The 24,471-nt window shown below is 71.3% G+C and carries 21 protein-coding genes; 12 read left to right on the top strand and 9 right to left on the bottom strand.

The window, feature by feature from the left end:
* Positions 1-65 precede the first annotated feature (65 nt).
* Genes Q9250_RS08395 through Q9250_RS08385 form a run of 3 tightly spaced genes read right to left on the bottom strand, consistent with a single transcriptional unit; the run spans position 66 to position 3,278 of the window.
* Entirely contained in the window at positions 66-1,625 is a 1,560-nt protein-coding gene (locus tag Q9250_RS08395) for a tripartite tricarboxylate transporter permease (protein ID WP_306231413.1), read from the bottom strand.
* 1 nt (position 1,626) lies between these two features.
* The gene (locus Q9250_RS08390) at positions 1,627-2,232 is read right to left on the bottom strand and encodes a tripartite tricarboxylate transporter TctB family protein (protein ID WP_306231412.1); all 606 of its coding nucleotides are present in this window, start codon (positions 2,230-2,232) and stop codon (positions 1,627-1,629) included.
* Between the two features lie 2 nt (positions 2,233-2,234).
* On the bottom strand, positions 2,235-3,278 hold the full coding sequence (locus Q9250_RS08385) for a Bug family tripartite tricarboxylate transporter substrate binding protein (protein WP_306231411.1): 1,044 nt from the start codon (positions 3,276-3,278) through the stop codon (positions 2,235-2,237).
* A 1,454-nt stretch (positions 3,279-4,732) separates the two neighbouring features.
* On the opposite strand from Q9250_RS08385, the gene Q9250_RS08380 reads away from it, so the two are divergent.
* From Q9250_RS08380 to Q9250_RS08360, 5 genes are all read left to right on the top strand, one after another.
* A complete protein-coding gene (locus Q9250_RS08380; protein ID WP_306231410.1) occupies positions 4,733-5,542 on the top strand; it encodes a hypothetical protein in 810 nt (269 codons plus the stop codon).
* Positions 5,543-5,781: 239 nt separating this feature from the next.
* Positions 5,782-6,489 (top strand): DUF3800 domain-containing protein, encoded by a 708-nt coding sequence (locus tag Q9250_RS08375; RefSeq protein ID WP_306231409.1) that lies wholly within the window; start codon positions 5,782-5,784, stop codon positions 6,487-6,489.
* 408 nt (positions 6,490-6,897) lie between these two features.
* Positions 6,898-7,695: a hypothetical protein gene (locus Q9250_RS08370; RefSeq protein ID WP_306231408.1), complete on the top strand. Its 798-nt coding sequence runs from the start codon at positions 6,898-6,900 to the stop codon at positions 7,693-7,695.
* Between the two features lie 212 nt (positions 7,696-7,907).
* Positions 7,908-8,249 (top strand): hypothetical protein, encoded by a 342-nt coding sequence (locus tag Q9250_RS08365; RefSeq protein WP_306231407.1) that lies wholly within the window; start codon positions 7,908-7,910, stop codon positions 8,247-8,249.
* The gene (locus Q9250_RS08360; RefSeq protein ID WP_306231406.1) at positions 8,213-8,932 is read left to right on the top strand and encodes an HpcH/HpaI aldolase family protein; all 720 of its coding nucleotides are present in this window, start codon (positions 8,213-8,215) and stop codon (positions 8,930-8,932) included. The genes Q9250_RS08365 and Q9250_RS08360 overlap by 37 nt, the downstream gene beginning before the upstream one ends.
* 58 nt (positions 8,933-8,990) lie before the next feature.
* Here the strand turns inward: Q9250_RS08360 and Q9250_RS08355 are convergent, their stop codons facing one another.
* Complete coding sequence (locus Q9250_RS08355) at positions 8,991-10,322, bottom strand: ISL3 family transposase (protein ID WP_306231405.1); 1,332 nt, start codon at positions 10,320-10,322, stop codon at positions 8,991-8,993.
* Positions 10,323-10,887: 565 nt separating this feature from the next.
* Between Q9250_RS08355 and Q9250_RS08350 the strand changes: the two genes are divergently transcribed.
* A complete protein-coding gene (locus tag Q9250_RS08350; protein ID WP_306231404.1) occupies positions 10,888-11,844 on the top strand; it encodes a hypothetical protein in 957 nt (318 codons plus the stop codon).
* A 120-nt stretch (positions 11,845-11,964) separates the two neighbouring features.
* Positions 11,965-12,657 (top strand): ATP-binding cassette domain-containing protein, encoded by a 693-nt coding sequence (locus tag Q9250_RS08345; protein WP_306231403.1) that lies wholly within the window; start codon positions 11,965-11,967, stop codon positions 12,655-12,657.
* A gap of 60 nt (positions 12,658-12,717) precedes the next feature.
* Here Q9250_RS08345 and Q9250_RS08340 read toward each other — a convergent pair whose 3' ends face one another.
* Together Q9250_RS08340 and Q9250_RS08335 are read right to left on the bottom strand one after the other, a co-directional pair.
* Positions 12,718-13,365, bottom strand: coding sequence for a DedA family protein (locus tag Q9250_RS08340; RefSeq protein ID WP_306231402.1), 648 nt, complete (start codon positions 13,363-13,365; stop codon positions 12,718-12,720).
* Positions 13,365-14,174, bottom strand: a complete 810-nt coding sequence (locus Q9250_RS08335; protein ID WP_306231401.1) for an aminotransferase class IV — start codon at positions 14,172-14,174, stop codon at positions 13,365-13,367. The genes Q9250_RS08340 and Q9250_RS08335 overlap by 1 nt, the downstream gene beginning before the upstream one ends.
* Before the next feature lie 12 nt (positions 14,175-14,186).
* Between Q9250_RS08335 and Q9250_RS08330 the strand changes: the two genes are divergently transcribed.
* Positions 14,187-15,476: an anthranilate synthase component I family protein gene (locus Q9250_RS08330; protein WP_306231400.1), complete on the top strand. Its 1,290-nt coding sequence runs from the start codon at positions 14,187-14,189 to the stop codon at positions 15,474-15,476.
* On the opposite strand, the gene Q9250_RS08325 is transcribed toward Q9250_RS08330, so the two are convergent.
* The 3 genes from Q9250_RS08325 to Q9250_RS08315 all read right to left on the bottom strand — a co-directional run bounded on the left by Q9250_RS08325 (position 15,473) and on the right by Q9250_RS08315 (position 17,342).
* Positions 15,473-15,835: an ArsR/SmtB family transcription factor gene (locus Q9250_RS08325; protein WP_306231399.1), complete on the bottom strand. Its 363-nt coding sequence runs from the start codon at positions 15,833-15,835 to the stop codon at positions 15,473-15,475. The genes Q9250_RS08330 and Q9250_RS08325 overlap by 4 nt on opposite strands.
* Before the next feature lie 14 nt (positions 15,836-15,849).
* Positions 15,850-16,776: an SRPBCC domain-containing protein gene (locus Q9250_RS08320; protein WP_306231398.1), complete on the bottom strand. Its 927-nt coding sequence runs from the start codon at positions 16,774-16,776 to the stop codon at positions 15,850-15,852.
* A 74-nt stretch (positions 16,777-16,850) separates the two neighbouring features.
* On the bottom strand, positions 16,851-17,342 hold the full coding sequence (locus Q9250_RS08315) for an SRPBCC family protein (protein WP_306231397.1): 492 nt from the start codon (positions 17,340-17,342) through the stop codon (positions 16,851-16,853).
* On the opposite strand from Q9250_RS08315, the gene leuS reads away from it, so the two are divergent.
* The 4 genes from leuS to holA all read left to right on the top strand — a co-directional run bounded on the left by leuS (position 17,281) and on the right by holA (position 24,286).
* The gene (gene leuS / locus Q9250_RS08310) at positions 17,281-20,040 is read left to right on the top strand and encodes a leucine--tRNA ligase (protein WP_422665033.1); all 2,760 of its coding nucleotides are present in this window, start codon (positions 17,281-17,283) and stop codon (positions 20,038-20,040) included. The two genes, Q9250_RS08315 and leuS, sit on opposite strands and share 62 nt — an antisense overlap.
* Positions 20,041-20,298: 258 nt before the next feature.
* Positions 20,299-20,862 carry a ComEA family DNA-binding protein gene (locus Q9250_RS08305; RefSeq protein ID WP_306231395.1) on the top strand — a complete coding sequence of 188 codons (564 nt, stop codon included), beginning with the start codon at positions 20,299-20,301 and terminating at the stop codon, positions 20,860-20,862.
* A gap of 40 nt (positions 20,863-20,902) precedes the next feature.
* A complete protein-coding gene (locus Q9250_RS08300) occupies positions 20,903-23,293 on the top strand; it encodes a ComEC/Rec2 family competence protein (protein WP_306231394.1) in 2,391 nt (796 codons plus the stop codon).
* 9 nt (positions 23,294-23,302) lie between these two features.
* Positions 23,303-24,286: a DNA polymerase III subunit delta gene (gene holA, locus Q9250_RS08295; protein ID WP_306231393.1), complete on the top strand. Its 984-nt coding sequence runs from the start codon at positions 23,303-23,305 to the stop codon at positions 24,284-24,286.
* The last annotated feature ends 185 nt before the right edge of the window (positions 24,287-24,471 follow it).

Here is a 24,471-nt window from a genome sequence, read left to right as displayed (position 1 = left end):
TCTCGGGCGCGAACGGCGATGCTGCGCACCATTGTATACAGATGTATGCGCTGGCGTCGAGCGCGCTACTTCGCGGCCGGCTCGACCGCCTCGGCGTCGCTCTGAGCGCCCGCGTCGGCGACCGCCGCATCGCGCAGGGCGCGTCGGCGGCGGCGGCCCACGCCGATGAGCGGCGGCAGCGCGAGCAGCAGCAGCACGACCACCCACAGGCCGATCGACAGCGGGCTCTCGATGAGCACCATCGGGTCGCCCTCCGAGAGGGTCATCGCGCGGCGCAGCTGGGCCTCCATCAGCGGGCCGAGGATCAGGCCCACGACCGCCGGCGCGACGGGGATGTCGGCGAGCCGCAGCAGCATGCCGAACGCACCGAGCACCACCAGGATCACGACGTCCCACACCGAGCCGCCGGCCGCGAACGCGCCGAGCGCCGCGAAGACGGTGACGGATGCGTAGATCGCCCAGGTGGGAATGGTCAGCAGCCGCGCCCACACCTTCACGAGCGGCAGGTTGAGCACGAGCAGCATCACGTTGCCGATGTAGAGCGAGGCGATGAGTGCCCAGACCAGATCGCCTGACTCGGCGAACAGGGTCGGCCCGGGCTGCAGCCCATAGGACTGGAAGGCGGTCAGGATGATCGCCGCGGTGGCGCTGGTGGGCAGGCCGATGGTCAGCAGCGGCACGAGCACGCCGGCGGCCGCCGCGTTGTTCGCGGCCTCGGGGCCGGCGACGCCCTCGATGGCGCCGTGGCCGAACTCGCCCTTGTGCTTGGTGAGCTTCTTCTCGGCGGCGTAGCTGAGGAAGGTGGGGATCTCGGCGCCGCCGGCAGGCAGCGAGCCGATCGGGAAGCCGAGCGCGGTGCCGCGCAGCCACGCGGGCCACGACCGTCGCCACTCCTCGCGGGTGAGGCTCGCCCTGCCGCGCACCGGCTGCACGGTCGACTTGCCCGTGCCCGACAGCACGTGCGAGAGCGTCTCGGCGACGGCGAAGAGGCCGACCACGACGAGCACGACGTCGATGCCGTCGAGCAGCCGGTCGCTGCCGAAGGTCAGGCGCGCCTGCCCCGACTGCACGTCGATGCCGACGAGCCCGATGGTGAGGCCGACGAGCAGGCTCGCGGCGCCCTTCAGCAGGTCGGGGCCGAGCAGCGCGGCGACCGAGACGAAGGCGATCGCCATGAGCGCGACGTACTCGGGCGGCCCGAGGGTGACGGCGAAGGCGGCCATCAGCGGCGCGACGAGCGTGATGCCGATCGTGCCGATGGTGCCGGCGACGAACGAGCCGATGGCTGCGGTCGCGAGCGCCGCGGCCGCGCGGCCGGAGCGCGCCATCTTGTTGCCCTCGAGCGCCGAGACGATCGAGGCCGATTCGCCCGGCGTGTTGAGCAGGATCGAGGTGGTCGATCCGCCGTACATGCCGCCGTAGTAGATGCCGGCGAAGAGGATCAGTGCCGACGAGGGCTCGAGCGTGAAGGTGATGGGCAGCAGCAGCGCCACGGTGAGCGCCGGTCCGATGCCGGGCAACACGCCGACGGCGGTGCCGATCGTGACGCCGAGCAGTGCCCAGAGCAGGTTCTCGGGCGTGAGCGCCGCTTCGAAGCCCTGCAGCAGGAGGGAGAAGGCTTCCATGTCAGAACCCCCAGGGTCCGGCGGGCAGCGTGAGCCCGATGATGCGGTCGAAGAGCAGCACGATGGCGCCCGCGAGGATGACGGCCGTGATGGCCAGGTGCCAGCCGCGCGGCGCGCCGAGCAGCAGGGCGACGGCGACGTAGAGCAGCGCCGCGGCGAGGAAGAAGCCGACCAGCGGCAGCAGCGCCGCGAAGGCGAGCAGCGCGACCAGCACGAGCACGGTGCTGACGCCGCGACCGCGGCGCACGACGCCGCCGCGACGCACGCGCAGCAGCACGAGCGCGTAGCGGTGGTTGATGATCGCGAGCGCGAGGCCGACGAGGCCGAGCAGCGAGCCGATGAGGATCGGGAACGCGGCCGGGCCCAGGGGGTCGGATGCCGCAGGCAGTCGGGCGGCATCGAACAGCACGAAGATGGCCGCGACGACCATGATCGCGCCGACGAGCGCGGTCGTGGCGCCGGAGAGCACCGCGGGGTAGGCGCCGGCGGCGAAGGCGTCCTGAGGAGGCGGCGCGTTGAACTCCGCCTTCTCGAGCACGCTCATCTCGGTCGTCTCGAGTCCGGGGCGGTGCCGCCGCTCGCGGTCGTCTCGCTTGCGTCCCAGCATGATCAGTCCACCAATCCGATCGAGCGGAGTACCTGCTCGGTTGTCTGCTGCTCTTCGTCGATGAAGGCCTCGAGCTCGGGGCCGGTCAGGTAGGCGTCGCCCCAGCCGCGGTCGTCGAGGATCTGGCGCCAGGTCTCCGAGTCGCGCATCTCGTCGAGCATCGAGACGAGCGCTGCGCGCTCGTCGTCCTCGAGGCCGCGGGGCGCCGCGATGCCGCGCCAGTTCTGCAGCTCGACGTCGATGCCGCTCTCCCGCAGCGAAGGCACGCCGGGCAGCGTCTCGAGCTCCTCGGGGCTCGAGACCGCGAGCGCGCGCATCGAGCCGTCGGCGATGTAGGGGGCGAGCTCTGAGATGCCCGAGATGCCCGCGGTCGAGCTGCCGGAGAGCATCGTGGTCAGCGCTTCCCCGCCGCCGGAGTGGGCGACGTACGAGACCTGTGCCGGGTCGGCGCCGACGGCCTGCGCGATCAGCCCGGCGAGCACCTGCTCGACGCCGCCTGCCGAGCCGCCCGCGATGGAGACCGATCCGACGTCGGCGGCCATCGCATCCCCGAGCTCTTCCATGGTCTGGATCGGCGAGCTCGCCGGCACCGCCACCACGAGGTACTCGGTGGTGAGGCGGGCGAGCATGTCGACGTCTTCGAGCGACGCCTCCGACTCGTTGGTGAGGATCGCGCCGACCATGATCGCGCCGGTCACCATGAGCTCGTTGGCCTCGCCGGAGTGCCGCACGAACTGCGGCAGCCCGATGGTGCCGCCGGCGCCGCCGACGTTGTAGACCTCGCTGCGGCCGACGATGTCGGCGAGCGAGGCCTGCACGGCTCGGGAGGTCTGATCCCAGCCGCCGCCGGGGTTGGCCGGCGCCATGATGCTGAGCTGGCGGCCGCCGAGCGCGGCTTGGTAGCCGGATGCCGCGTCGGAGCGCTGCTCGAGCCCGGTCACGGTCAGGGTCGCGATCATCGCGACGCTCGCGACTGCGCCGATCACGAGCTGGGCAGCGCGGGGCACGCGCCTGCGCTTGCCCGTGGGCTGGTCTTGTGTCTCCATCGACGGATCCTCCCGGTCGCGACCTCACTGTCGGAGTGCAACGGTATACATATGGATGCGTTGCGTCAAGTGAGCGTGACGCATGCTCCACCGCGATCCCCATGAGACCACGCAGCTCGACGCCGGCCCGGTTGTCGGCACGTTCCTGAAGATCCCCCGCTTCGAGGTCGTCGACCTGCTCGCGCTCGCCGGCTTTGACTTCGTCGTCTGCGACTACGAGCACTCGCAGATGTCGCTGCTCGACGCGACCGACATCGTGCGCGCCGGCGTCGGGCGCGGCCTGCCCGTGGTGGTGCGCGTGCCCGGGCTGAACCGCGGCGACATCAACCGGCTGCTCGAGGCGGGTGCCGCGGGCATCCAGCTCGCACGGGGGTCGGGGATGCGGCTGCGGGCTCCGCACGCTCGTTTCGTACCCGCCGCTCGGCTCCCGCTCTGTGTCACTGGCGCAGCCGGCCGCCTCCTTCGGCGTCGGCGTGAGGCTCGCCGGGCACTTCGAGCGCTCGAACCGCGACACCCTCGCGGTCGGCCAGTTCGAGACGGCCGACTACGCCTCGGGGATCGCCCAGGCGATGGCCGCGCTCGACGTCGCATTCATCGGACCGGTGGATCTGTCGGTCGACCTCGGCACGCCGGGCGACCTCGCGTCGGCACCGATGCAGGAGGCGACCGCCTCGATCGAGGCGGCAGCCGCTCGCGCCGGTGTGCTGATGGGGCATCTTCGCGGGCACAGCGGATGCGGTGGCCGCGGCCCGCGCGAAGGGCTACGGCTACATCGTGGCCGGCTCAGACCTCACGATGCTGATGACGGGGGCGCGCGCTGCGCTGGGCTGACCCCGATTGCGGCCACCCGTGACCATGCTCGACGCGGCGATGCAGCCGGCACCGTCCCCCGACGCCGGGCTCACCGGCACGACCGGATCGAAGCGTCTGTTGCGTCGGCCCTCCGCCTTATCCACTTCCGGCTCCTCGCTTGCGCAATACGCTCGCTGGTGCGGACGGTTCTCGAGCACGTGCCCCGCCGCGATGGATCGTTCGTCGGCGACCAAGCCCACGGTCGCGCGCCCTCATGTCAGTTGCAATCGGGAGCACCCCGCGGCGACACGGGCAATTGCCCGCAGCCGCGCGCGGGAAGCGGCGGGCAATCGACTGCAGGACCGTCGCGTGCCTGTCGAGCGTCGGGCACGTCTCTACGTGGCGGGGATAGTCCCGCTCGAGAGGATCCTCCCGGCCACAACTCCACAGGCGTCGGCACTATGCGCACGCGCGCACGCGCGGTGACGCTCGCGAAAGCCTCCTGGACTCAGGATCCGACGTTCCCGAACCCCGCGTAGCAGTTCGCGCCCCGCGCGGTGCATGGGCGATCTTGCCTTGTAGAACATCCAGACCCACGCTGTAGACGGATTCCTGTTTTGTGTTAGATTATGTGTGCTACAGTGGGCACAGGAGGTCACAGCATGAGTGAGAGCGAGCCCGGCAAAAGGCGCCTGACGCGTAGTCCGAACTACCCGTCGATCGATCTGGCGAGGGCGATTGACAGAGTTCGGAGCCTCTATAGCTCCGAGCGGCAGCATGCGATGCCGGCTCTTCAGGCGGTCAGGCATTGGGGCTACTCGAGCCTCAACAGCCCGGGCGGTGGCCAGTTGGCCGCGCTGACCCGCTTCGGCCTGCTCGACGACGAAGGCTCGAAAGACGAGCGCAAGGTCAGGGTGACAGACTTGGCGGTCAAGATTCTGGAACATCCCGATCCAGAGGAGCGTGAGGCCGCCACGCGTAGCGCCGCTCTACTACCTTCGGTGCACCGTGACATGTGGAACAAGTACGGTCCAGCGCTTCCATCCGAAGACAACCTCAGATGGTTCCTGACCCGCGAACGGGGCTTCAGCCAGAACGGCGCAACCGATTTCATCAGGGAGTACCGAGCCACGATCGACTTCGCAAACCTGAACGACCAACTGCCGGAGACGGCAGCGGCGCGAGCAGAGACCCCGGAGATCGGCAGCGAGCCTGGGTCAGCTACGGACAGGCCGAGCGCCTCGCAAGATCCGTCTCCGCCCGTGACCAACGCCCCGATCGCATCCGGGGCTCCGTCCGGTCAGGTCCCACCGATTTCTTTCCCGCTCGCCAGCGGGAAGCTCGTGTCGGTTACGGGCCTCAGCGACCTCACCGAGAGCGACTGGGCTCAGTTCATCGCCGTGCTTACCGCGCTCAAGCCAAGTCTTGTGCCGTCGCCCGGCGAAGCGCGCGATACGGCTCGGCAAGGGTGACGTGAAGGAAGCGGTTGGCAATCTCGGGCTGCCGGCTGCCGATCGCGCCTCGCCAAGCCGCCTCGGCAAGGCCCGCTATGCGGCGGAGCCGCGCTCGACGGCGACTCTACGGAGGGTCGAACAAGACCTTCGCCCGCAGGTCGGCTCAGTGCTACAGTTGTGGCACTGGGCTGGCCGCGAGGCCCTGGTCCACCCTTTAGGCGGGGACATCCCCCGCCTAATTGTGTTTCGGGGGCGTGATGGCTGCCCCGCGTGAACTCAGTATCTTCATCGATGAGTCAGGGGACTTCGGTCCCGTGCAGAAGCACTCCCCGTTCTACGTGCTGAGCGTCGTCCTGCACGATCAGAGCGACGACATCGCTGGTCAGCTCGACAAGATTCATGCTGCCTTGCGAGCGCGCGGGCTCTCGGTGGATCACGCCATCCACACCGGGCCGCTGATCCGGCGCGAACACGACTATCGCTGGCTGGATCTGCCGGCTCGGCGATCCATCTTCCGCGTATTGGTCGACTTCGTCCGCCTCTGCGAAGTGACGCACCACTCGTGGGCGTTCAGCAAGCGGGAGCTGGACGACACGGACAAGTTGGTGACGGCGATGTCTCGCGCGGTCGGAACCTTCATCCGCGAAAATCTCGCTTACTTCAGCAAGTGGGATCGAGTCGTGATCTACTACGACAACGGGCAGCGGGAGATCACAAACCTGGTCAACAGCGTCTTCAACGCCCACTTGTCCAACGTCGAGGTCAGGAAGGTCGTGCCGTCCGATTACAGTCTCTTCCAGGCAGCAGACCTGTGCTGCACATTGACGCTGCTTCGCGAGAAAGTCGCGACAGTGGGTCTGTCGAACTCTGAACAGGACTTCTTCTCGACGCCAAAGGACAGCGCCGAACGCGCCCTGAAGAAGGGCTACTTCAAGACGATGGATCGTAAGCGGTTCGGTACGTGATCGCTACCGGCCGCTCGACGCGCTGTGACGCGGTCAAGAAGCATCGAGCCTTCTCCCGGTACAGACGCGAGCGTGGAAGCGTTCATGGCGCGGGGGCCACTAGCTCACCCGCACCGCCCGCACGAAGAACGGCCTACGCGCTCGACGGCGGTTGCACGATACGCTCTCGATCCGTGCGTCGCCCGGATGGGCAGCGGCGGGCGGGAACCGAGGAGTAGGTACTCGAGGCGCATCCGTAGGCTGGGCGGCGGCTTCGGGGGCCATGTAGACTTGCCGCGGGCATAGGGCATGCCCGCGGCTCGCGCGAAGGCTTCGCCAGTTCCAGCAGTACCTCACGAGCCATCTTTGATCTCACCGCGGTTCGGCTGTCTATGCGAGCGACTGTGCCGGGCCGGAGAGTGACATCACATGGATTCCGTTCGCGCTTTCAAGACGCTCGCCCGCCAGCGACTTAAGGAACACGGCGCTCCGCTCCAGGAGTTGCGCTCCCTGCAGAAGACACAGCACCTCATCGCACAGGAGGCCGGGTTCACGAACTGGGCTACCCTTCGCTCGGCGGACGACTTCGAACGCCGGCTCGCGCTACTCATGCACGACTGGCCGCAACTCACAAGCGTCGGCATGGACGGCATCCGGGGTACCGCGTTCGGCACGCGCGAGTTCTCTGCCCTCTCGCCTCAGGAACGCGACGTGAAGTACACCGAGCTGCGCAAGTATCTACGCGGCGAACTTGACGCGATCCGGTGGGTCCACGACTGGCTGATCGAGAGCGTCACCCCGCTGAAGGGCCTGAACCGCTCACGCTCGAGCTATGGGCTCAAGCACCTGGCCGAAGAGCTCCGAGGCGACTATCTCACCAACGGCGCGTTTATCGCCGGTGCGCTCCTGGCGGGCTTCATCAGCGACGTGACCGGACCTAACCAGCTTGAGCGCAACGTGACGTTCAACATGAGCGAGCGAGACCTCAAGGCGCAGGAACTACGGCGCCACACAGTTCGGCGCGATCGTCGCTTCGCAGGCACGACCCAGCCGAGCGACCGGGTGTTCCTGTCGCTCGGACCTGACTACGACGATGGCGAGCTCATAGCTAGGTCGGAGCTGCCGGATTATGCCTCTCGGGCCGTCGGGAACATCGACGGCAGTATGTTCGACGGTCTCCGAGGCGACGGGCCTCGCTGGTACGAGGAGTGGGTCGTCGAACAATAGGAGGCGCACCTTAGCAAGCTCGTTCTGTGCATCGCGCCCAGCGGACAGCCCAGCAAACGTGGGGCTTCAGCCGGCCCGTACGCGGATGGTCCCGCCTCGGTGGTCGTGGCGGAGTCGATCGCCGACCAGTTGCGGGCGAAGGACTACTTGCAGGCGAAGATCGCCGATCAAATGCAGGGCATCCGCACCGGGACGGCACGCGTGACAACGACATGGGCCCGCTCATCTGGGCCACCCACCGCGACAATGTCGTGGGCGACATCGGGACCGCCGAGGCAGATGGCGCGACGGTCGCCGTCGACGGCCGCGACCCGGAGGTCGACGGCGATCCAAACGGATTCTGGGTCGACCCATACCCCGTCGAGGCCTACGCCCGCATCGCGCGCGGGCTACTCGACGGGGGCCTGCCCGAGGGCGACGTGCGCAAGCTCGTGAACGACAACCCCGCGAACCTGCTGGGGCTGTCATGGCTGCCGCTGCTGCCGGTGCCGCTGCTGGCACGCTCTCGCTGCGCTCCATGCTCGACGCCGGCCCGGTCGTCGGCACGTTCCTGAAGATCCCGCGCTTCGAGGTCGTCGACCTGCTCGCGCTCGCCGGCTTCGACTTCGTCGTCTGCGACTACGAGCTCGGGCAGATGTCGCTGCTCGACGCCACCGACATCGTGCGCGCCGGCGTCGGCCGCGGCCTGCCGGTGGTGGTGCGGGTGCCGGAGCTGAACCGCGGCGACATCAACCGGCTGCTCGAGGCGGGAGCCGCGGGCATCCAGCTCGCACGGGGGTCGGGGGATGCGGCTGCGGGGCTCCGCACGCTCGTCTCCTACCCGCCGCTCGGCTCCCGCTCGGTGTCGCTCGCGCAGCCGGCCGCCTCGTACGGCATCGGCGTGACGCTCGCCGAGCACTTCGCGCGCTCGAACCGCGAGACGCTCGCGGTCGGCCAGTTCGAGACGGCCGACTACGCGTCGGGGATCGACGACGCGATGGCCGCGCTCGACGTCGCCTTCATCGGCCCGGTCGACCTGTCGGTCGACTTGGGCACCCCGGGCGACCTCGCCTCGGCGCCGATGCAGGAGGCGACTGCCGCCATCGAGGCGGCGGCGGGTCGCGCCGGTGTGCCGATGGGCATCTTCGCGGGCACTGCGGATGCGGTGGTCGCGGCCCGCGCGAAGGGCTACGGCTACATCGTGGCCGGCTCAGACCTCACGATGCTGATGGCGGGGGCGCGGGTAGCGCTGGGTTGAGCGCGTTCGACATCGGACGAATCATCAAACATACTGGCTCTTCGCCGTTGAGTGTGGGTCATGCGAATAGCCCGCCGCCGATGAGGAGCATGCGGAGCCGGTAGTTGTCTCTGTTGCGGAAGCCGCGGGCGATGCGGCGGTGGAGCTCGATGAGGCCGTTGATCGCCTCGGTGCCGCCGTTGTTCGCGCCGCCGGTGTCCAAGTAGCCGAGGAACTCGGACCGCCAGGTCCGCAAGGTTCGGCCGAGGCGTGCGACTTCGTGGATCGGGCACGTGGAGAACGAGGCGAGGACCTGCTCGGCGAGCGCGCGGCCGTCGCGGTGGGTGGCCTGGTGATAGCAGGCGCGCAGCTGCTGCGCGCAGTGCCAGGCGACCTCGACGGCGACGTGGCGTTCGTCCGCGGCCCACGCCCGCTCGAGCCGTGCACGCTGTCTGTCTGTGAGGTGCTCTTCGCCTGCGCGCAGCAGGTTGCGGATGCCGTAGAGCGGGTCGCCCTTGCGGCCGCGATGGCCGTGGATCTGCTGCTGCACGCGGCGGCGGACGTCGTCGACGACCTTGGTGCCAAGCTTCACGATGTGGAAGGCGTCGAGGACCGCGCGGGCGTCTTCGAGTTGGTCGTCGATGGCGTTCTTGTAGCCGCGGTACGGGTCGAGCGTCGCGATCTGCACCCGGTCCCGGAACTCGGGGCCGCGCTCGTGCAGCCACGACCGGTACGCCTCGCCGGAGCGGCCAGGGACGAGATCGAGCAGCCTCGCCCGCGTGCGGCCGTGGATGTCGCGGGTGAGATCGACCATGCCGGTGAGTTCCTTCGGGCCCCGCCCGCCGGCGCTGATGGGCTTGGTCGATACGTGGTGCCAGATGTGCTCGTCGACGCCCAGCACGGTCACGTCGTCGAAGCGCGCAGGGTCGGCCTCGGCCGCCGCCAGCAGCGGCCGGATCGGCTCCCAGACGGTCCGCCAGCCGGTGCCCAGTTGGCGGCGGATGCCGTTGACGGACGCGTGCTCGCGGCGGATCTGCTCGATCGCCCACCACGACGCGCGCGTCGTCAGCTTCGAGCGCGGTGCCGCGACCGACGCGTCCTGCTCGAGGAACGTCACCACCTGGCATGCCGGTTCCAGGCAGCGCCAGCGGCGCTTGCGCCAGAGCAGCCGGACCGGTCGGCCCATCGCGGGCGCATCCACCAGTGGCACCGGCGCGCGGCCGTGACCGATCGCGAGGACGCCGCAGTCTGGGCAGCCGATCGGGCCCGCCGGCGACTCGACCGTCACGGTCAGCGCGTCGCGCCCGCGGCGCTCGACCGCGATCACGCGCAGCCCGTCGAGGCCGACCAGCAGGTCGCAGCGGTCGCAGTAGTTGCCGTCGGCACGGCAGCAGGACGTAGGCTCGGTCATCGTCGAGGTCCTCGCGATCAGATGAGGTAGAAGTCCTCTGATCCTCGGGGACCTCGACCCATCTCCGGAGCAACCGCGGCTACCGGCGCGTCACCCGCTCCCCACGCTCAACGGCGAAGAGCCAACATACTCGGCCCATCGATGCCGGAACGCATCAGCATTCCGAACAAGGATCTCGGCGCTCTCGGGGTCATCAATGCACGCGCGAAGATGTACGAATTCTGGGCAGGCACCCGAGCGCGGCGGCCGGATCCAGCACGCCATTCACAAGCGCCGCCAGCGCGCCTTAGTTTGCGTCGGGAGTGGCTATACAACGCTTCGTCCGTCGACGATCACTACGCAGCAACCAAGGCCCCCTCCTGGATGAGACTCGGACTAAAGCGTCAAAATTTGAACTCCCCCCTAGCCTCAGTAATCCAAGGCACCGAAGTCCCCGAGAGGCGAAGCAGAGCCGACGACGACTGCCGCCCGTGCTAACGTACGGCCAACCCGCGGACGACCCAGCCAGTCCACGAGTTTTCCGACGAGTTCGCAACCGTGTGCACTCTCGAGGATCGGAGCAAAGATGGAACGCGAAGCGCGGTTGCTCGAGATCCAGTTCAAGGATCTCGTCGCCGAAGTACTGCCAGCACTCTTTGGGCCCAGCGCGCGCATCGATCCGGAAGTGAGGCTTTCAGACGGCGGGCGTCCGGACTTTGTGGTCGACCTCGGAGGCGGCCAGTCCGCAATCGTTGAGGTGAAAACCGATACGCCGTCAACAACATCGCGTCTAGAGGCCGCTCAGTTCCAACTTGAGGCCTACGCCAGCGGATTGGCGGCCCGATCGCACTTTCCACCACAGCTTGTGCTTATCGTCCCGGGGGCACTGACGAACGAGCGCAAGCACGGCGATCGTTCCCGCATCAGGATTATCGACGGACCTCAACTCCGGGGCCTAGGGCCGGACCTACCCTGGCCCGAAGCCGTGGCTCGCGTGCGCGTCCAGGCGGCGTGCGCGGACGAAGCACGACTCAGTTACGAGTTGCGTTCCCTTCCACCAGGTAGAGCACACTGGTCCAAGTATCAAACTATCGTTCGAGACATCCTCCGGCTTGTGCTTACTCCGCCGCTCGAGTCGCCGATCGAAGAACTCTCCAACAGGATGGGTGTAAATCGGCGAGACGTGATCATGCCGAATTATGCCGTCGACGGATTCTGGCATTTTCTACGCAACCACTACTCGGCGCACTTTGTTGTCGTGGAGGCCAAGAACTACACTGGCCCCATCAAAAAGAACCAAGTATTGCAGGTCGCCAACTACCTAAGTGAGCCGGGAACGGGACTCTTTGGAATTATCGCCTGTCGAACAGCAGGGGATCGCAGCGCCGAGATAACGCGGCGAGAGCAGTGGATTCTGCATCGAAAACTGATTGTGGTGCTCAACGACGCTGATTTCGACGAAATGCTTGCTTTGAATTGCGGGGGGCAGGAACCCAGCGCTGTCATTCGCCAGAAAATTGAGGATTTCCGGCTCGGCTACTAGTGCGGGCGCTTCCCAGCAGACCGGTCCACGGCAGAAATATGGCTCTTCGCAGTTGACGGTGTAGTCGTTCGGGTCGCGTCGGTCGCCGCAGCGCTGCCCGACGCGCGGGCCGCCGCCGCGGTGCCCGCCGAGGGCGGCTCCGACGAGGCACCCGTCGGCGCGCTCGAGCTCGACGGCCTGCAGGCGGCGTGGCCCGGCGCGGGCCCGGCGATGGAGCCCGTCGATCTGCGCGCGATGCCCGGCGAGACGGTCGCGGTGGTCGGGGAGTCGGGCGCCGGCAAGTCGACGCTCGGCCTGGCGCTCGTGCGCCTGCTCGAGTCGACCGGCGGCTACCGCATCGGCGGCCGCGACGTGCGCGGCATCGATCCGGATGCGCTGCGCCGCTCCGTGCTGCTGATCGAGCAGCGCCCGCACATCTTCGACGAGGATCTCGAGCAGAACCTGCGCTTCGCCCGCGAGACGGCCGCCGACGACGAGCTGTGGGCCGTGCTCGAGCGGGTCGGGCTCGCCGCCTGGGCGCGCGAGCGCGACGGCCTCGCCACGCAGCTGGGCGAGCGGGGCGGCCTGGTCTCCGGCGGCCAGGCGCAGCGGATCGCGCTCGCCCGGGCGCTGCTCGCCGACGCGCGCATCCTGGTGCTCGACGAGCCCACCGCCTCCGTCGACCGCGAGCTGGCCGAGCCCATGCTGCGCGACATCCTCGCCGCGGCGCAGGGCGACGGCCGCATCATCCTCGCGATCAGCCACGCACCCCTGCCGGCCGACCTGGTCAGCCGCACCCTCGTCGTTCGCACCCCGGGCATCCGCCCCGCCTGATCCTGCGACCTGCCCGGCTGCTGCGCGACGCGCAGACGCGGGCTGGGCACGAGCGCCCGCTCAGTCGTCGTCGTCCATGTGCCGCGCCTCGAAGCGCGCCACGACCTTCTTCGCGACGAGCACCAGCAGCAGGAACGCCACGACGACGCCGACCATGATGTAGCCGGCGCCGTGCAGGCGGTCGGCGAGCTCGCGGTAGGTGCCGCCCGCCGCCCAACCGGCGCTCGCGTAGGCGGTCGCCCACAGCAGGCAGGCCGGCAGCGTCCAGGCGATGAACCGGCGGTAGGGCATGTCGGAGGCGCCGACGATCAGCGGCACGAGCGAGTGCGCCACCGGCAGGAACCGCGACAGGAAGATCGCCGGGCCGCCGCGGCGGGCGAGGTAGCGCTCGGTGCGGCGCCAGCGCAGCGAGGCCTTCGGCCATCGCCGCGCGAGCCAGCGGTCGATCTTGGGCCCGAGCCAGTGGCCGATCGCGAAGCCGATCGACTCGCCGGCGAGCGCGCCGAGCACCGTCGCGGCGATCAGGCCCAGCCACCACGGCCACTGCTCGACGGCGAGCGCGGCCACGATCACGATCGTGTCGCCCGGGATCACCAGGCCCAGCAGCACGCTCGTCTCGAGCAGCATCGCCACGAACGCGAGGACCGTGCGCAGCAACGGATCGATCGAGCTGACCGTGTCGAGGATGTCGCCGACGATGTCGTCCATCAGCGGCGCACGCCCGTCGGGGTCGTGCGCAGCGCCGCGAGGCGCCGGTGCCAGGCGGCGGCGCGCTCGGGCTCGCCGACGGCCGGCCCGTCGTGCCAGGCGGCCACCCCGCGCACGCCCCGCAGCGCGTTCGCGAGCCACACCTCGCAGCCGTCGAGGTCGGCCGGGGCTGCGCGCTCCTCGCGCACCTCGATGCCGTCCTGGCGCGCGAGCTCGACGATGACGGATGCGGTGACCGAGGCCACGCGGGCGATGCTCGCGTCGGGCACGCACAGCGTCGCGCCCCGCCACCAGAGCACCGCCGACCAGGCGCTCTCGGCCACCCAGCCCTCCGGGCTCACGAGCACCGGCTCCACGGCGATGCCGGCGTGCGCCGTCTCCTCCTCCTGCAGCACGGCGAGCGCCGCGATGTCGGGGCCCTTCCGCGACGGCAGCGTGCGCGGATCGCGGCGCGCCGTGACCACGTCGACCGTGCCGCCGGCCGGCGGCGGCGTGCGAATCCGCAGCCGCAGCCCGTCGGGCGTGAGGTCGAGGCGCGGCGACCAGCGGCCGGCGGGCACGAGCCCCATCGCCTGCCTGGCCGCGCTCAGCGCGTCGAGACGGTCGCCGCCGGCCTCGGCCACGGCATCCGCGAACCGCAGTCGATGCCGGTCGAGCGCGAGCACCTCGCCGTCGACGACGAGCCACGAGTCGGCCGCCAGCGTCTCGCCGATCGGGCTCCGACCGGGCGGCCTGCCGCCGCTCGCGTCGCCCTCGATGGGCTGCCAGCCTGCCGCCGTCCAGGCGCGCGCAGGCTGGGCTTCGCTCATAGGATGCACCTTATGCCAGCGACCTCTGCGGCCCTGCTGCCGCACCTCGGCGCTCGCTGGGTGCACCCTGTCGAGACCACGCCCGAGGCGGCGTTCGCGGCGCTCGAGGCCGACGCGCAGCACGTCGTCTGGCTCGACTCGTCGTCGCACGGCGACCACCTGATCGGCGTGGGCGCGCACGTGCTGGTCGTCGAGGGCGGCCGGGCGACGCTCGACGGCGAGCCGGTGGCGGGCGACGCCGTGGCGGCGCTCGAGACGGCCCGCGCGGCGATGCCGGGCGCCTGGGTTGGGTGGTTCGGCTACGAGGCGGGGGTGCGGATGCTCGGGGTCGAGCCCGCGGCCGGGCGCTTCCCCGAGGCGGCGTGGCTGCTGCTCGACCGGTGGGTCGTGGTCGCGCACGGCGCGGCGCAGCTGCAGTCGCGGGGCGGCGAGCCCTGGGCGCTGCCGCCGGCGGAGGCACCGCGGCTGCCCGACACCAGTCGCATCGACCGGGCGCTGCTGCGCTGGCGCGACGACGACGCGGCCTACGCCGCGAAGGTCGAGCGCTGCCGCGAGCACATCCACGAGGGCGACTCGTACGTGCTGTGCCTGACGACCGCGATCGAGGCGCCGCCGCTCGACATGGTCGCCACCCACGCCCGGCTGCGCGCGGCGAGCCCCGTGCACCACGGCGCGCTGCTGCGCATCGCGGGCGTCACGCTCTCGAGCTCGAGCCCCGAGACGTTCCTGCAGGTCGAGCACGGTGTCGCGACCACCCGGCCGATCAAGGGCACGCGCCGCCGCGGCGCCGACGACGACGCCGCGCTCGCGCTCGAGCTGTTCGAGAGCGAGAAGGAGCGCGCCGAGAACGTCATGATCGTCGACCTCTGCCGCAACGACCTGCAGCGGGTGTCGTCGCCCGGCTCGGTCGAGGTGTCGAGCCTGCTCGCCGTCGAGAGCTACCCGACCGTGCACCAGCTCGTCTCGACCGTGCGAGGTCAGCTGCTGCCGGGCCTCGGGCCGCTCGACGCGGTGCGGGCGCTGTTCCCGGCGGGCTCGATGACGGGCGCGCCGAAGCGCCGCACGGTCGAGCTGCTGCAGGCGCTCGAGGGCGAGGCGCGGGGCGTCTACAGCGGATGCTTCGGGCTGGTTGCGGGGGATCGGTGCCAGCTGGCGATGGTCATCCGGAGCGTCGTCGCCGACGCGCGCGGCGCGCACATCGGCGTCGGGGGCGGCGTCACGGCGCTGTCGGAGCCGGCGTTCGAGGTCGAGGAGCTGCACGTGAAGGCGGCGGCGATGCTCGCGTCGCTCGTGCCCAGCTAGCGGCCTCGCGCCGCCGTGCCCGCCTCGCGCAGCGCCGCAGCGGCCTCGGCGCGCTCGGTCAGGCGATCGAGCCGGGCATCCCACTGCCGGCCGATCGCGTCGAGTCGCTCGGCGAGCGCGCTGAGGCTTGCGCCGATCGCCCGGTGCCGCACCGAGCGCCCCTCCCGCACCGAGTCGACGAGCCCCGCGGCCTCGAGCACGGCCAGGTGCTTCGCGATGGCCTGCCGGCTGACGGGCAGCTCGAGCGCCAGCTCGCTCGCCGACCGCGCCCGGCTGCCGAGCAGCTCGAGGATCGCCCAGCGGGTGTCGTCCGCGAGCGCCGCGAACTGCAGCGGCGCCGCTGCTGCACCCGCCGCCATCCCAGACGGCGCCATCATCCCGCCGCCGCCAGCACGTGCCGCCGCAGGCCGTCGAGCGCGATCTCCCAGCCGCCGCCGTTGCCCTGCATCCGCTCGCCGCGCTCCTGCGCGGGCACACGCATCCACCCCGACTCCACGACCGTGACGCGGGTGCCGCCGCTGCCGAGCGACTCGAGGTCGAAGCGCACGTCGCAGGCCTCGGGCCCGGGCTCGGCCTCGCCGAAGGCACCCCAGCGGAACGCGAACGCAGCCGGCTCGCGCAGCACCCGGATCGTGACCGGCCAGGTCTGGCCCTCGTGCTCGAACGTGCCCGTGACGCCTTCGCGCACGCCGCCGGGGAAGACCGCCGGGTGGCCCCACCACGTCTCGATCGACGCCGGGTCGGTGAGGTGCTGCCAGACGCGCTCGCGCGGCGCCGGGATGTCGAGCGAGCGGGTGATGGTGCCTGCGGCCCGGTCGACGACGGATGGCGTCCATCGGCGCGCGAGGAGGGTCACGAGCTCGTCGAGCTCCTCCGTCCACCCCTGCCGGTTGTCGAGCATGGCGGCACGTCGGGCGCCCGCGTCGGCAAGCCGGTCGAACCCGGTCTCGACCACGGTGAGCCGGGTGACGTCGCCGTCGCGCTCCAGCGTGAAGGTCGCGAGCGTGCTGTTGTCGTCGCGGATGGGCTCGCCGGGCGTGCCCCAGCGGAAGGCGAAGACGCGCTGCGGCTCCCAGCGCTCGACGACCGCGAGGAAGTCGCCGTGCGCCGTCCAGCCGAAGGAGCCGGTCGCACCCTGGCGCATGCCGCCCGGGAAGTCCGCGCGCTGGCCGAACCACTCGGCGAGCTCGCGCGGGTCGGTGAGCGTCTCCCAGACGGCATCGAGCGGCGCGCGCACCTCGATCGTGCGCGTGACGCGCATCGTGTCCTCGTCGACCTCGGCCTCGGCGTCGTGACCCATCGCATCCTCCTGCAATCCTTCGGTTGCAGGTGACGCTACGCCGACGCAGCCGGTCGTGCAACCGTTCGGTTGCTTCAGTTGGCTGCGGCCTCGAGGTGCTCTGCCAGGTCGACGAGCTCGTCGAGCTCGACGGTCCAGCCCGCGGCGAGCGCGCGCAGCGACTCGCGGCGCGCGGTGTCGTCGCCCTCGAGCGGGAAGCCGTGCTCGACCAGGTGCACCTGGGTGCCGTGCTTCGGGCCGGCGCCCGTGTCGCGCAGCGTCACCTCGACCGTCGAGGCGCGATCCGACAGGATGCCCTCCGACCAGTCGAAGACGAAGCGCTCCTCGGGCTCGAGCGCCAGCACGCGGGCGGCGAGCACGACCTCGCCCGTCCAGGCGAAGCGGCCGTTGGCGCCGGCCACCACGCCCTCGGGGAAGGCGGCGATGTCGCCGAGCCAGCGGGCGAGCAGCTCGGGCTCGGTGAGGCAGCGCCAGACGATGCTGCGCCGGGCGTCGACCGCGACGATGCGGGTCACCCGCGCCGAGGGCACGTCGACGGTCGCTGGCGGGTTCTCGAACTCCGGCACCGACCAACTCCCTCCGACCGCGCAGATCCCTCCGACCGCGCACAGGCGATCCTCGCGGCCGGTCTCGATTGTGCCACGGGGAAGCCCCTGCGGGGCGCCCGTAGACTTGGAAGCCGTCGCGCCGACACGGGCCGACGACACCCAGGAGCATCTGTTGACTGACGAGACCTACGACTTCGCCCGCATCCAGCAGCGGTGGCTGCCGGTCTGGGACGCCCTGCGCCCCTTCGCGACCGATGACGAGACCGACGCACGGCCGCGCAAGTACGTGCTCGATATGTTCCCGTACCCGTCCGGGGACCTCCACATGGGGCACGCGGAGTCGTACGCCTACGGCGACGTGCTCGCGCGCTACTGGCGCCAGCAGGGCTTCAACGTGCTGCACCCGATCGGCTGGGACTCCTTCGGCCTGCCCGCCGAGAACGCCGCGATCAAGCGCGGCGAGGACCCGAAGCGCTGGACCGAGGCCAACATCGAGCAGCACAAGCAGTCGATGCGCCAGTACGCGACCGCCTTCGACTGGGACCGCATCCTGCACACCTCCGACCCCGGCTACTACAAGTGGAACCAGTGGCTGTTCCTCGAGATGTACAAGGCGGGCCTGGCCTACCGCAAGCCCTCGAACGTCAACTGGTGCCCGAACGACCAGACGGTGCTGGCCAACGAGCAGGTCGTCGACGGCCGCTGCGAGCGCTGCGACACCCCGGTCGTGAAGAAGAAGCTCACGCAGTGGTACTTCAAGATCACCGACTACGCCGACCGCCTGCTCGACGACCTGAACCAGCTCGAGGGCCGCTGGCCCGACAAGGTGCTGCGCATGCAGCGCAACTGGATCGGCCGCTCGGTGGGCGCCGAGGTCGAGTTCGAGATCGAGGGCCATCAGGGCACCGTGCCGGTGTTCACGACGCGCCCCGACACGCTCTACGGCGCCACCTTCATGGTCGTCGCGCCCGACTCCGACCTGGCGGCAGAGCTGGCCGCCGGCGCCGATGCAGACGTGCGGATGCGCTTCCAGGCCTACCTGGACGACGTCGGTCGGATGACGGAGATCGACCGCCAGAACACCGAGCGCACGAAGACGGGCGTCGACCTCGGCCGCTCCGCCATCCACCCGCTGACGGGGGAGCGGATGCCGGTGTGGGCCGCCGACTACGTGCTGGCCGACTACGGCCACGGCGCGGTCATGGCCGTGCCCGCGCACGACCAGCGCGACCTCGACTTCGCGCGCGTCTTCGACCTGCCGGTGAAGGTGGTCGTCGACACGAACGCGCCCGTCACGGGCGTGATGCCGCAGATCCCGCTCGATGACGACGGCAACGCCGTCTGGCCCGAGGAGCAGCCGCCGCTCGACCCGAAGTCGACCGGCGAGGCGCTCACGGGCGACGGCCGCCTGATCAACTCGGGCGAGCTCGACGGGCTGTCGAAGCAGCACGCGATCGGCCGGATGGTGCAGGTGCTCGAGCGCAAGGGCGTCGGCCGCGCCGCGAAGTCCTACCGACTGCGCGACTGGCTGGTGAGCCGTCAGCGCTACTGGGGCACCCCGATCCCCATCATCCACACCGCCGACGGGCAGGAGGTGCCGGTGCCGTTCGAGCAGCTGCCCGTCGTGCTGCCCGACTCGACTGGCCTCGACCTGTCGCCGAAGGGCACGAGCCCGCTGGGCGCCGCGGAGGACTGGGTGAACGTGCCCTCGCCCATCGACGGCTCGCCCGCCAAGCGCGACGCCGACACGATGGACACGTTCGTCGACTCATCCTGGTACTACCTGCGCTTCCTCAACCCCAACGACGAGACGCAGCCGTTCGATCGTGCGCAGGTGGAGCGCTGGGCGCCCGTCGACCGCTACGTCGGCGGTGTCGAGCACGCGATCCTGCACCTGCTCTACGCGCGCTTCATCACGAAGGTGCTGTTCGACCTGGGCCACGTGCCGTTCACCGAGCCCTTCGAGTCGCTGCTGAACCAGGGCATGGTCATCCTCGACGGCGCGAAGATGTCGAAGTCGAAGGGCAACCTGGTGACGCTGTCGGAGGAGCTCGAGCGCTTCGGCGTCGACGCCGTGCGCCTGTCGATGAGCTTCGCGGGGCCGCCCGAGGACGACATCGACTGGAAGGACGTCAGCCCGACCGGTGCGCAGAAGTTCCTCGCCCGCGCCTGGCGCCTGTCGAACGAGTCGCTGGCGAAGCCGGGCACCGACCCGAAGCCCGGCGACCGGGCGCTGCGGCGCGAGACGCACAAGTTCCTGGCGGATGCGCCGGGGCAGATCGAGGCGCTCAAGTTCAACGTCGTCGTCGCGCGCCTGATGGAGCTGACCAACGCCACCCGCAAGGCGGTCGACTCCGGCCCCGGCGCCGCCGACCCGGCGGTGCGCGAGGCGATCGAGACGATCGCGCTCGGCCTGTCGCTGTTCGCGCCCTACACGGCCGAGGACATGTGGGCGAACCTCGGGTTCGCCCCGCCGATCGCGAACGCCGGCTGGCGGAAGGCCGACCGCTCGCTGCTGGTCGAGCAGACCGTGACGGCCGTCGTGCAGGTCAACGGCAAGGTGCGCGACCGCATCGATGTCGCCGCTGACGTGACCGAGGCCGAGCTCGAGCGCATCGCCCGCGACCTGCCCGGCGTGGTGCGGGCGATCGGCGAAGCCTCGGTGCGGCAGGCGATCGTGCGGGCGCCGCGGCTGGTCAACTTCGTGATCGGCTGAGGCCGACGGGGTCGATCCGCGCTGGCTCAGCCCGTCGGATCGGCACGCGCCGCGGCTGGTCGACTTCTGATCGGTGAGCGCGGCTCCGGAAGATTCCGACCTGTGGCGGTCTCCGATCGGATCATCCAGTCGGAAGTGCCCACCCGCCCGAATCTTCCGGCGAGCGCAGGGCTCAAGCCCGCGCCGTGACGCGCCCGCCCTCCACAGCCGCACCGGCGCAGCCGCCTTGCAGCAGCGCATCCGACCTAGCCTGCCCGCATGGCCGGGACGGATGCGCGCTGGCGCCTGGGCGCGGGCGCGGCGGTGCTGCTCGTGCTCGGGGCCGTCGCGGGCGGCGTCGCCCAGCGCATGGTGGTCGACGCGCAGCCGGCCGCGATCGTCGCGACGCCGGTGGCGAGCGCCTCGGCCGAGCTGGTCGTCGACGTGCAGGGCGCGGTCGGGGAGCCGGGCGTCTACCGTCTGCCCGGCGGGGCGCGGGTGCTCGACGCGCTCGCCCGTGCCGGCGGGACGACCGCCGAGGCCGCACCCGGATCGCTGAACCTGGCCCGCCCGCTGGTCGACGGCGAGCAGCTGCTGGTGCCGACCGCGGGCGAGCAGGCCGAGCAGGCGGCCGCGGGGCCGCAGGCGGGCGGGCTCGTCTCGCTGAACCGCGCCGACCAGGCCGCGCTCGAAGCGCTGCCGCGCGTCGGGCCCTCGCTGGCGCTCGCGATCATCGCGCATCGCGACGAGCAGGGCCCCTTCACCGACATCGCGCAGCTCGACGACGTGCCCGGCATCGGGCCGGCCCTGCTCACCACGCTGACGCCGCTGGTGACGCTGTGAGCGGGCGGCTGCGGGTGCCGCGGGTCGCGAGCCGGCGCTGATGCGCGACCTGCGGCTGGCGCTGCCGGTGGCCATCGCCTGGGCGGTGCTCGCGGCGCTCAGCGCTCACGCCGCGCTGCTCGGCGCGGCCGCGGTGGTGACCGCTTGCACGGCCGGGGCGTGCCTGGTGGCGGCACGGGTCGCATCCGCCACCATGCGGGCCGGCCCGGGCGCCGAGCGTGCCGCGGCCGCCCTGCGCACGATCGCCGTGGCCGCGGCGCTCTCGAGCCCGCTGCTCGCCGGGGCCGACGCCGCCGCGGGCGCGGCCCTCGACGACTGCGACGCGCTGCGCCTCCTGGTGCTCGGCGAGGCGGCGCCGACGGAGGTCGTGGTCACCGGCTGCGACGGCGCCGGTGCACTGCGCAGCGCCATGCTGCTGCGGGCGCCCGAGGAGGCGTCGCTCGCGATCGGCGCGACCGCCGCCGGGCGCTGCGACGCGTGGCTCGACGGCTCACGTTGGCTCGTCACCTGCAGCCGGCTCGAGGTCGAGGCTCCAGCCGCCTGGGCCGCGTGGGCGGGCGAGCTGCGCGACGGGCTGCTCGCGGCATCGGCGAGCCTGCCTGGGCTCGGCGGCGAGCTGCTGCCGGGCCTGTCGATCGGCGACGAGCGGCGGGTGAGCGCGGGGCTGCGCGCCGCGATGCTCGACGCGGGCCTCAGCCACCTGACCGCGGTGTCGGGGGCCAACTGCGTGATCGTGGTGGGCGCGACGTTCCAGCTGGCGGCGGCCGTGGGAGCGAGGCGGGGCATGCGCGTCGCGGCGGCGGCCGGGGCGCTCGCCGCTTTCGTCGTGCTCGTGACGCCCGAGCCGTCGGTGGTGCGCGCCGCCACGATGGCCGCGATCGCGCTCATCGGCATCGTGACCGGGCGGAAGGCGGGTGCCGTGGCGCTGCTGGCACTGGCGGTGCTCGTGGTGCTGGCGACGCAGCCGCACCTGGCGACGAGCGCCGGCTTCGCGCTGTCGGCCCTCGCCACCTGCGGCCTGATCGTGCACGCGAGGCCCATCGCCGCGGCGCTCTCGCGGCTGCTGCCGATGCCGATCGCCGCGCTCATCGCCGTGCCGGCGGCAGCGCAGCTGTGGTGCCTGCCGGTGCTCGTCGGCCTCGATGCCCAGGTGAGCGTGGTGTCGGTGCTCGCCAACCTGCTCGCCGGCCCGGCGGCTCCCATCGTCACCGTCGTCGGGCTGGTCGCGTGCCTCGCGGCGCCGCTCGCGCCGGCCGTCGCGATCGGCCTGGCATGGGTCGCCTGGCTGCCAGCCGCCTGGATCGGGCAGGTGGCGATGGTCGCCCAGCAGCTCCCGGCCGCCAATGTGCCCTGGCCGGTGGCGCCCTGGGGCGTCGTCACCGCATCCGCCATGCTCGCCGCCGTGCTGGTGGCGCACGCGCGCGGCCGGCTGGCGCGCGGCATCGTCGTCGCGCTGGTGGTCGGGGCCGTCGCGGCGGGCACGGCCGCGTGGCCGGGCATCCGGCTGGGCACGCTCGCCGACTGGCGCATCGCGCAGTGCGACGTCGGGCAGGGGAGCGCCACGGTCGTGCGCTCGGGCGGGGCGATCGTGCTCGTCGATGCCGGGCCGGATCCGGCGCTCATCGACGGCTGCCTGCGCACCCTCGGGGTGCAGCGCATCGACCTGCTGGTGCTCACGCACTTCGACCTCGACCACTCGGGCGGCGCCACCGCGCTGCTGGGTCGCGTCGGCACGCTCGTGCACGGACCCGTCGACGAGCGCTCCGAGCCGCTCGTGGCCGAGCTCGCCACCGCCGGCGCGCAGGTGCAGGAGGCGCGCCGGGGTGATGCCTGGGCCGTCGGCGACGTGCGCGTCGAGGCGCTGTGGCCGGTGGGGGAGGCCGGGCCCGGCAACGACGCCAGCGTCGCGGTGGCGGTCGACCTGCCTGATCCCGGAGCGGTGGAGCCCGGCGGTGCTTCGCCAGGGGGCGCTGCGGCGGGAGCTGCTGGGTCAGGGGCCGCTGAGTCAGGCGCTGCCCCGTCAGGTGCTGCCGGTGCGCTCGCGGGCGCGACGGCACCGTCCGGCGGTCTCCTCGAGCTCGTGGTGCTCGGCGACCTCGGGGCCGAGTCGCAGTCGCGGCTGCTGCGGCTCGGCGTGCCGGCCGCGGCGATCGTGGTCGTCGCGCATCACGGCTCCGCCGATCAGCTGCCGGCGATCTACCGGAGCATCGGCGCCGCCGTCGGGCTCGTCGGAGTGGGGGAGAACGACTACGGCCACCCGACGGATGCGTCGCTGCGCATCGTGCGCGAGTCCGGCGGTGCGCCGCTGCGCACCGACCTGCTGGGCACCATCGCGCTGGCGGTCGACCACGACGGCATCCGCGTGTGGTCGGAGCGGTCCGGGTCCGACCCTCCTGCGGGGACGGCTCCGACTGTGGGCACCGGGCCGTAGGCTGAACGCATGGCAGCGAGCATCCCCAAGATCGGCTGGGAGCAGGTGTCTCCTGCACCGGTCGTGCTCGTGTTCGGCAAGGAGTCGTTCCTCGCCGATCGCGCGCTGCAGCGACTGCGTGCCCTGCTGCTGCTCGAGGATCCCGAGCTCGAGATCCACGACGTCGACGCCGGTCACTACATCGATGGGCAGCTCGAGCTGATCGCCAGCCCGTCGCTGTTCGACGAGCCGCGGCTGGTGCGCGTCGAGCAGGGCGTGAAGGCGACGGATGCGTTCATCGCCGACGTGCTCCGCTACCTGGCGTCCCCCGTCGATGGCACCACGCTGGTGATCCGCCACGACGGCTCGACGGTACGGGGCAAGAAGATGCTCGACGCGATCCGCTCGACGCCCGGCGCGATCGAGGTGGTCTGCCAGCCGCTCAAGCGCGACGAGCTCGTGCCGTTCGTGCGGGCCGAGCTGCGCCTGATCGAGCGCGAGGCGACGCCCGGCGCGATCGCAGCGCTCGTCGATGCGTTCCACTCCGACATCGCCGAGCTGGCGAACGCCGTGCGCCAGGTGGCGCTCGACACCGACGGCGGCGTCACCGAACAGGTCGTGCGCACGTACTACTCGGGCCGGGTCGAGACGACGGCCTTCGCGGTGGTCGACGCCGTGATCCGCGGCGACGTCGCCGAGGCGCTGGTGACGCTGCGGCACGCGATCGCCACCGGCGCCGACCCGGTGCCGATCGTCGCGGCGTTCGCGATGCGGTTCCGGCAGCTCGCGAAGGTCTCGGGCGCCGGCGGATCCGACAGCCAGGCGGCGCGGCAGCTGGGCATGCAGGACTGGCAGGTGCGCGGCGCCCGCAAGGATCTGCGCTCCTACAGCGACGCAACGCTGCTCGACGCGATCCAGGCGATCGCGCACGCCGACCACGCGGTCAAGGGCGCCGAGCGCGACCCGCAGTACGCCGTCGAGCGCCTGGTGCGCCAGCTGGCCGCCCGCGCCTGACGCCCCGCCCCGCCGCCCCGCCGCCCCGCCGCCCCGCCGCCCCGCACCTGCGCCGGACCGCCCGCTGCACTCATCGATTGGCGCCTCCCGCGTGTGAGTGGCGGCTGCCGCGTGTGAGCGGCGGCGCCCGCATGTGAGTGGCGGCGCCCGCGTGTGAGTGGCGGCGCCCGCGTGTGAGTGGCGGC

This window comes from Agrococcus beijingensis (assembly GCF_030758955.1).
GTDB lineage: Bacteria > Actinomycetota > Actinomycetes > Actinomycetales > Microbacteriaceae > Agrococcus > Agrococcus beijingensis.
This window is presented reverse-complemented; position numbering and strand designations above follow the sequence as displayed.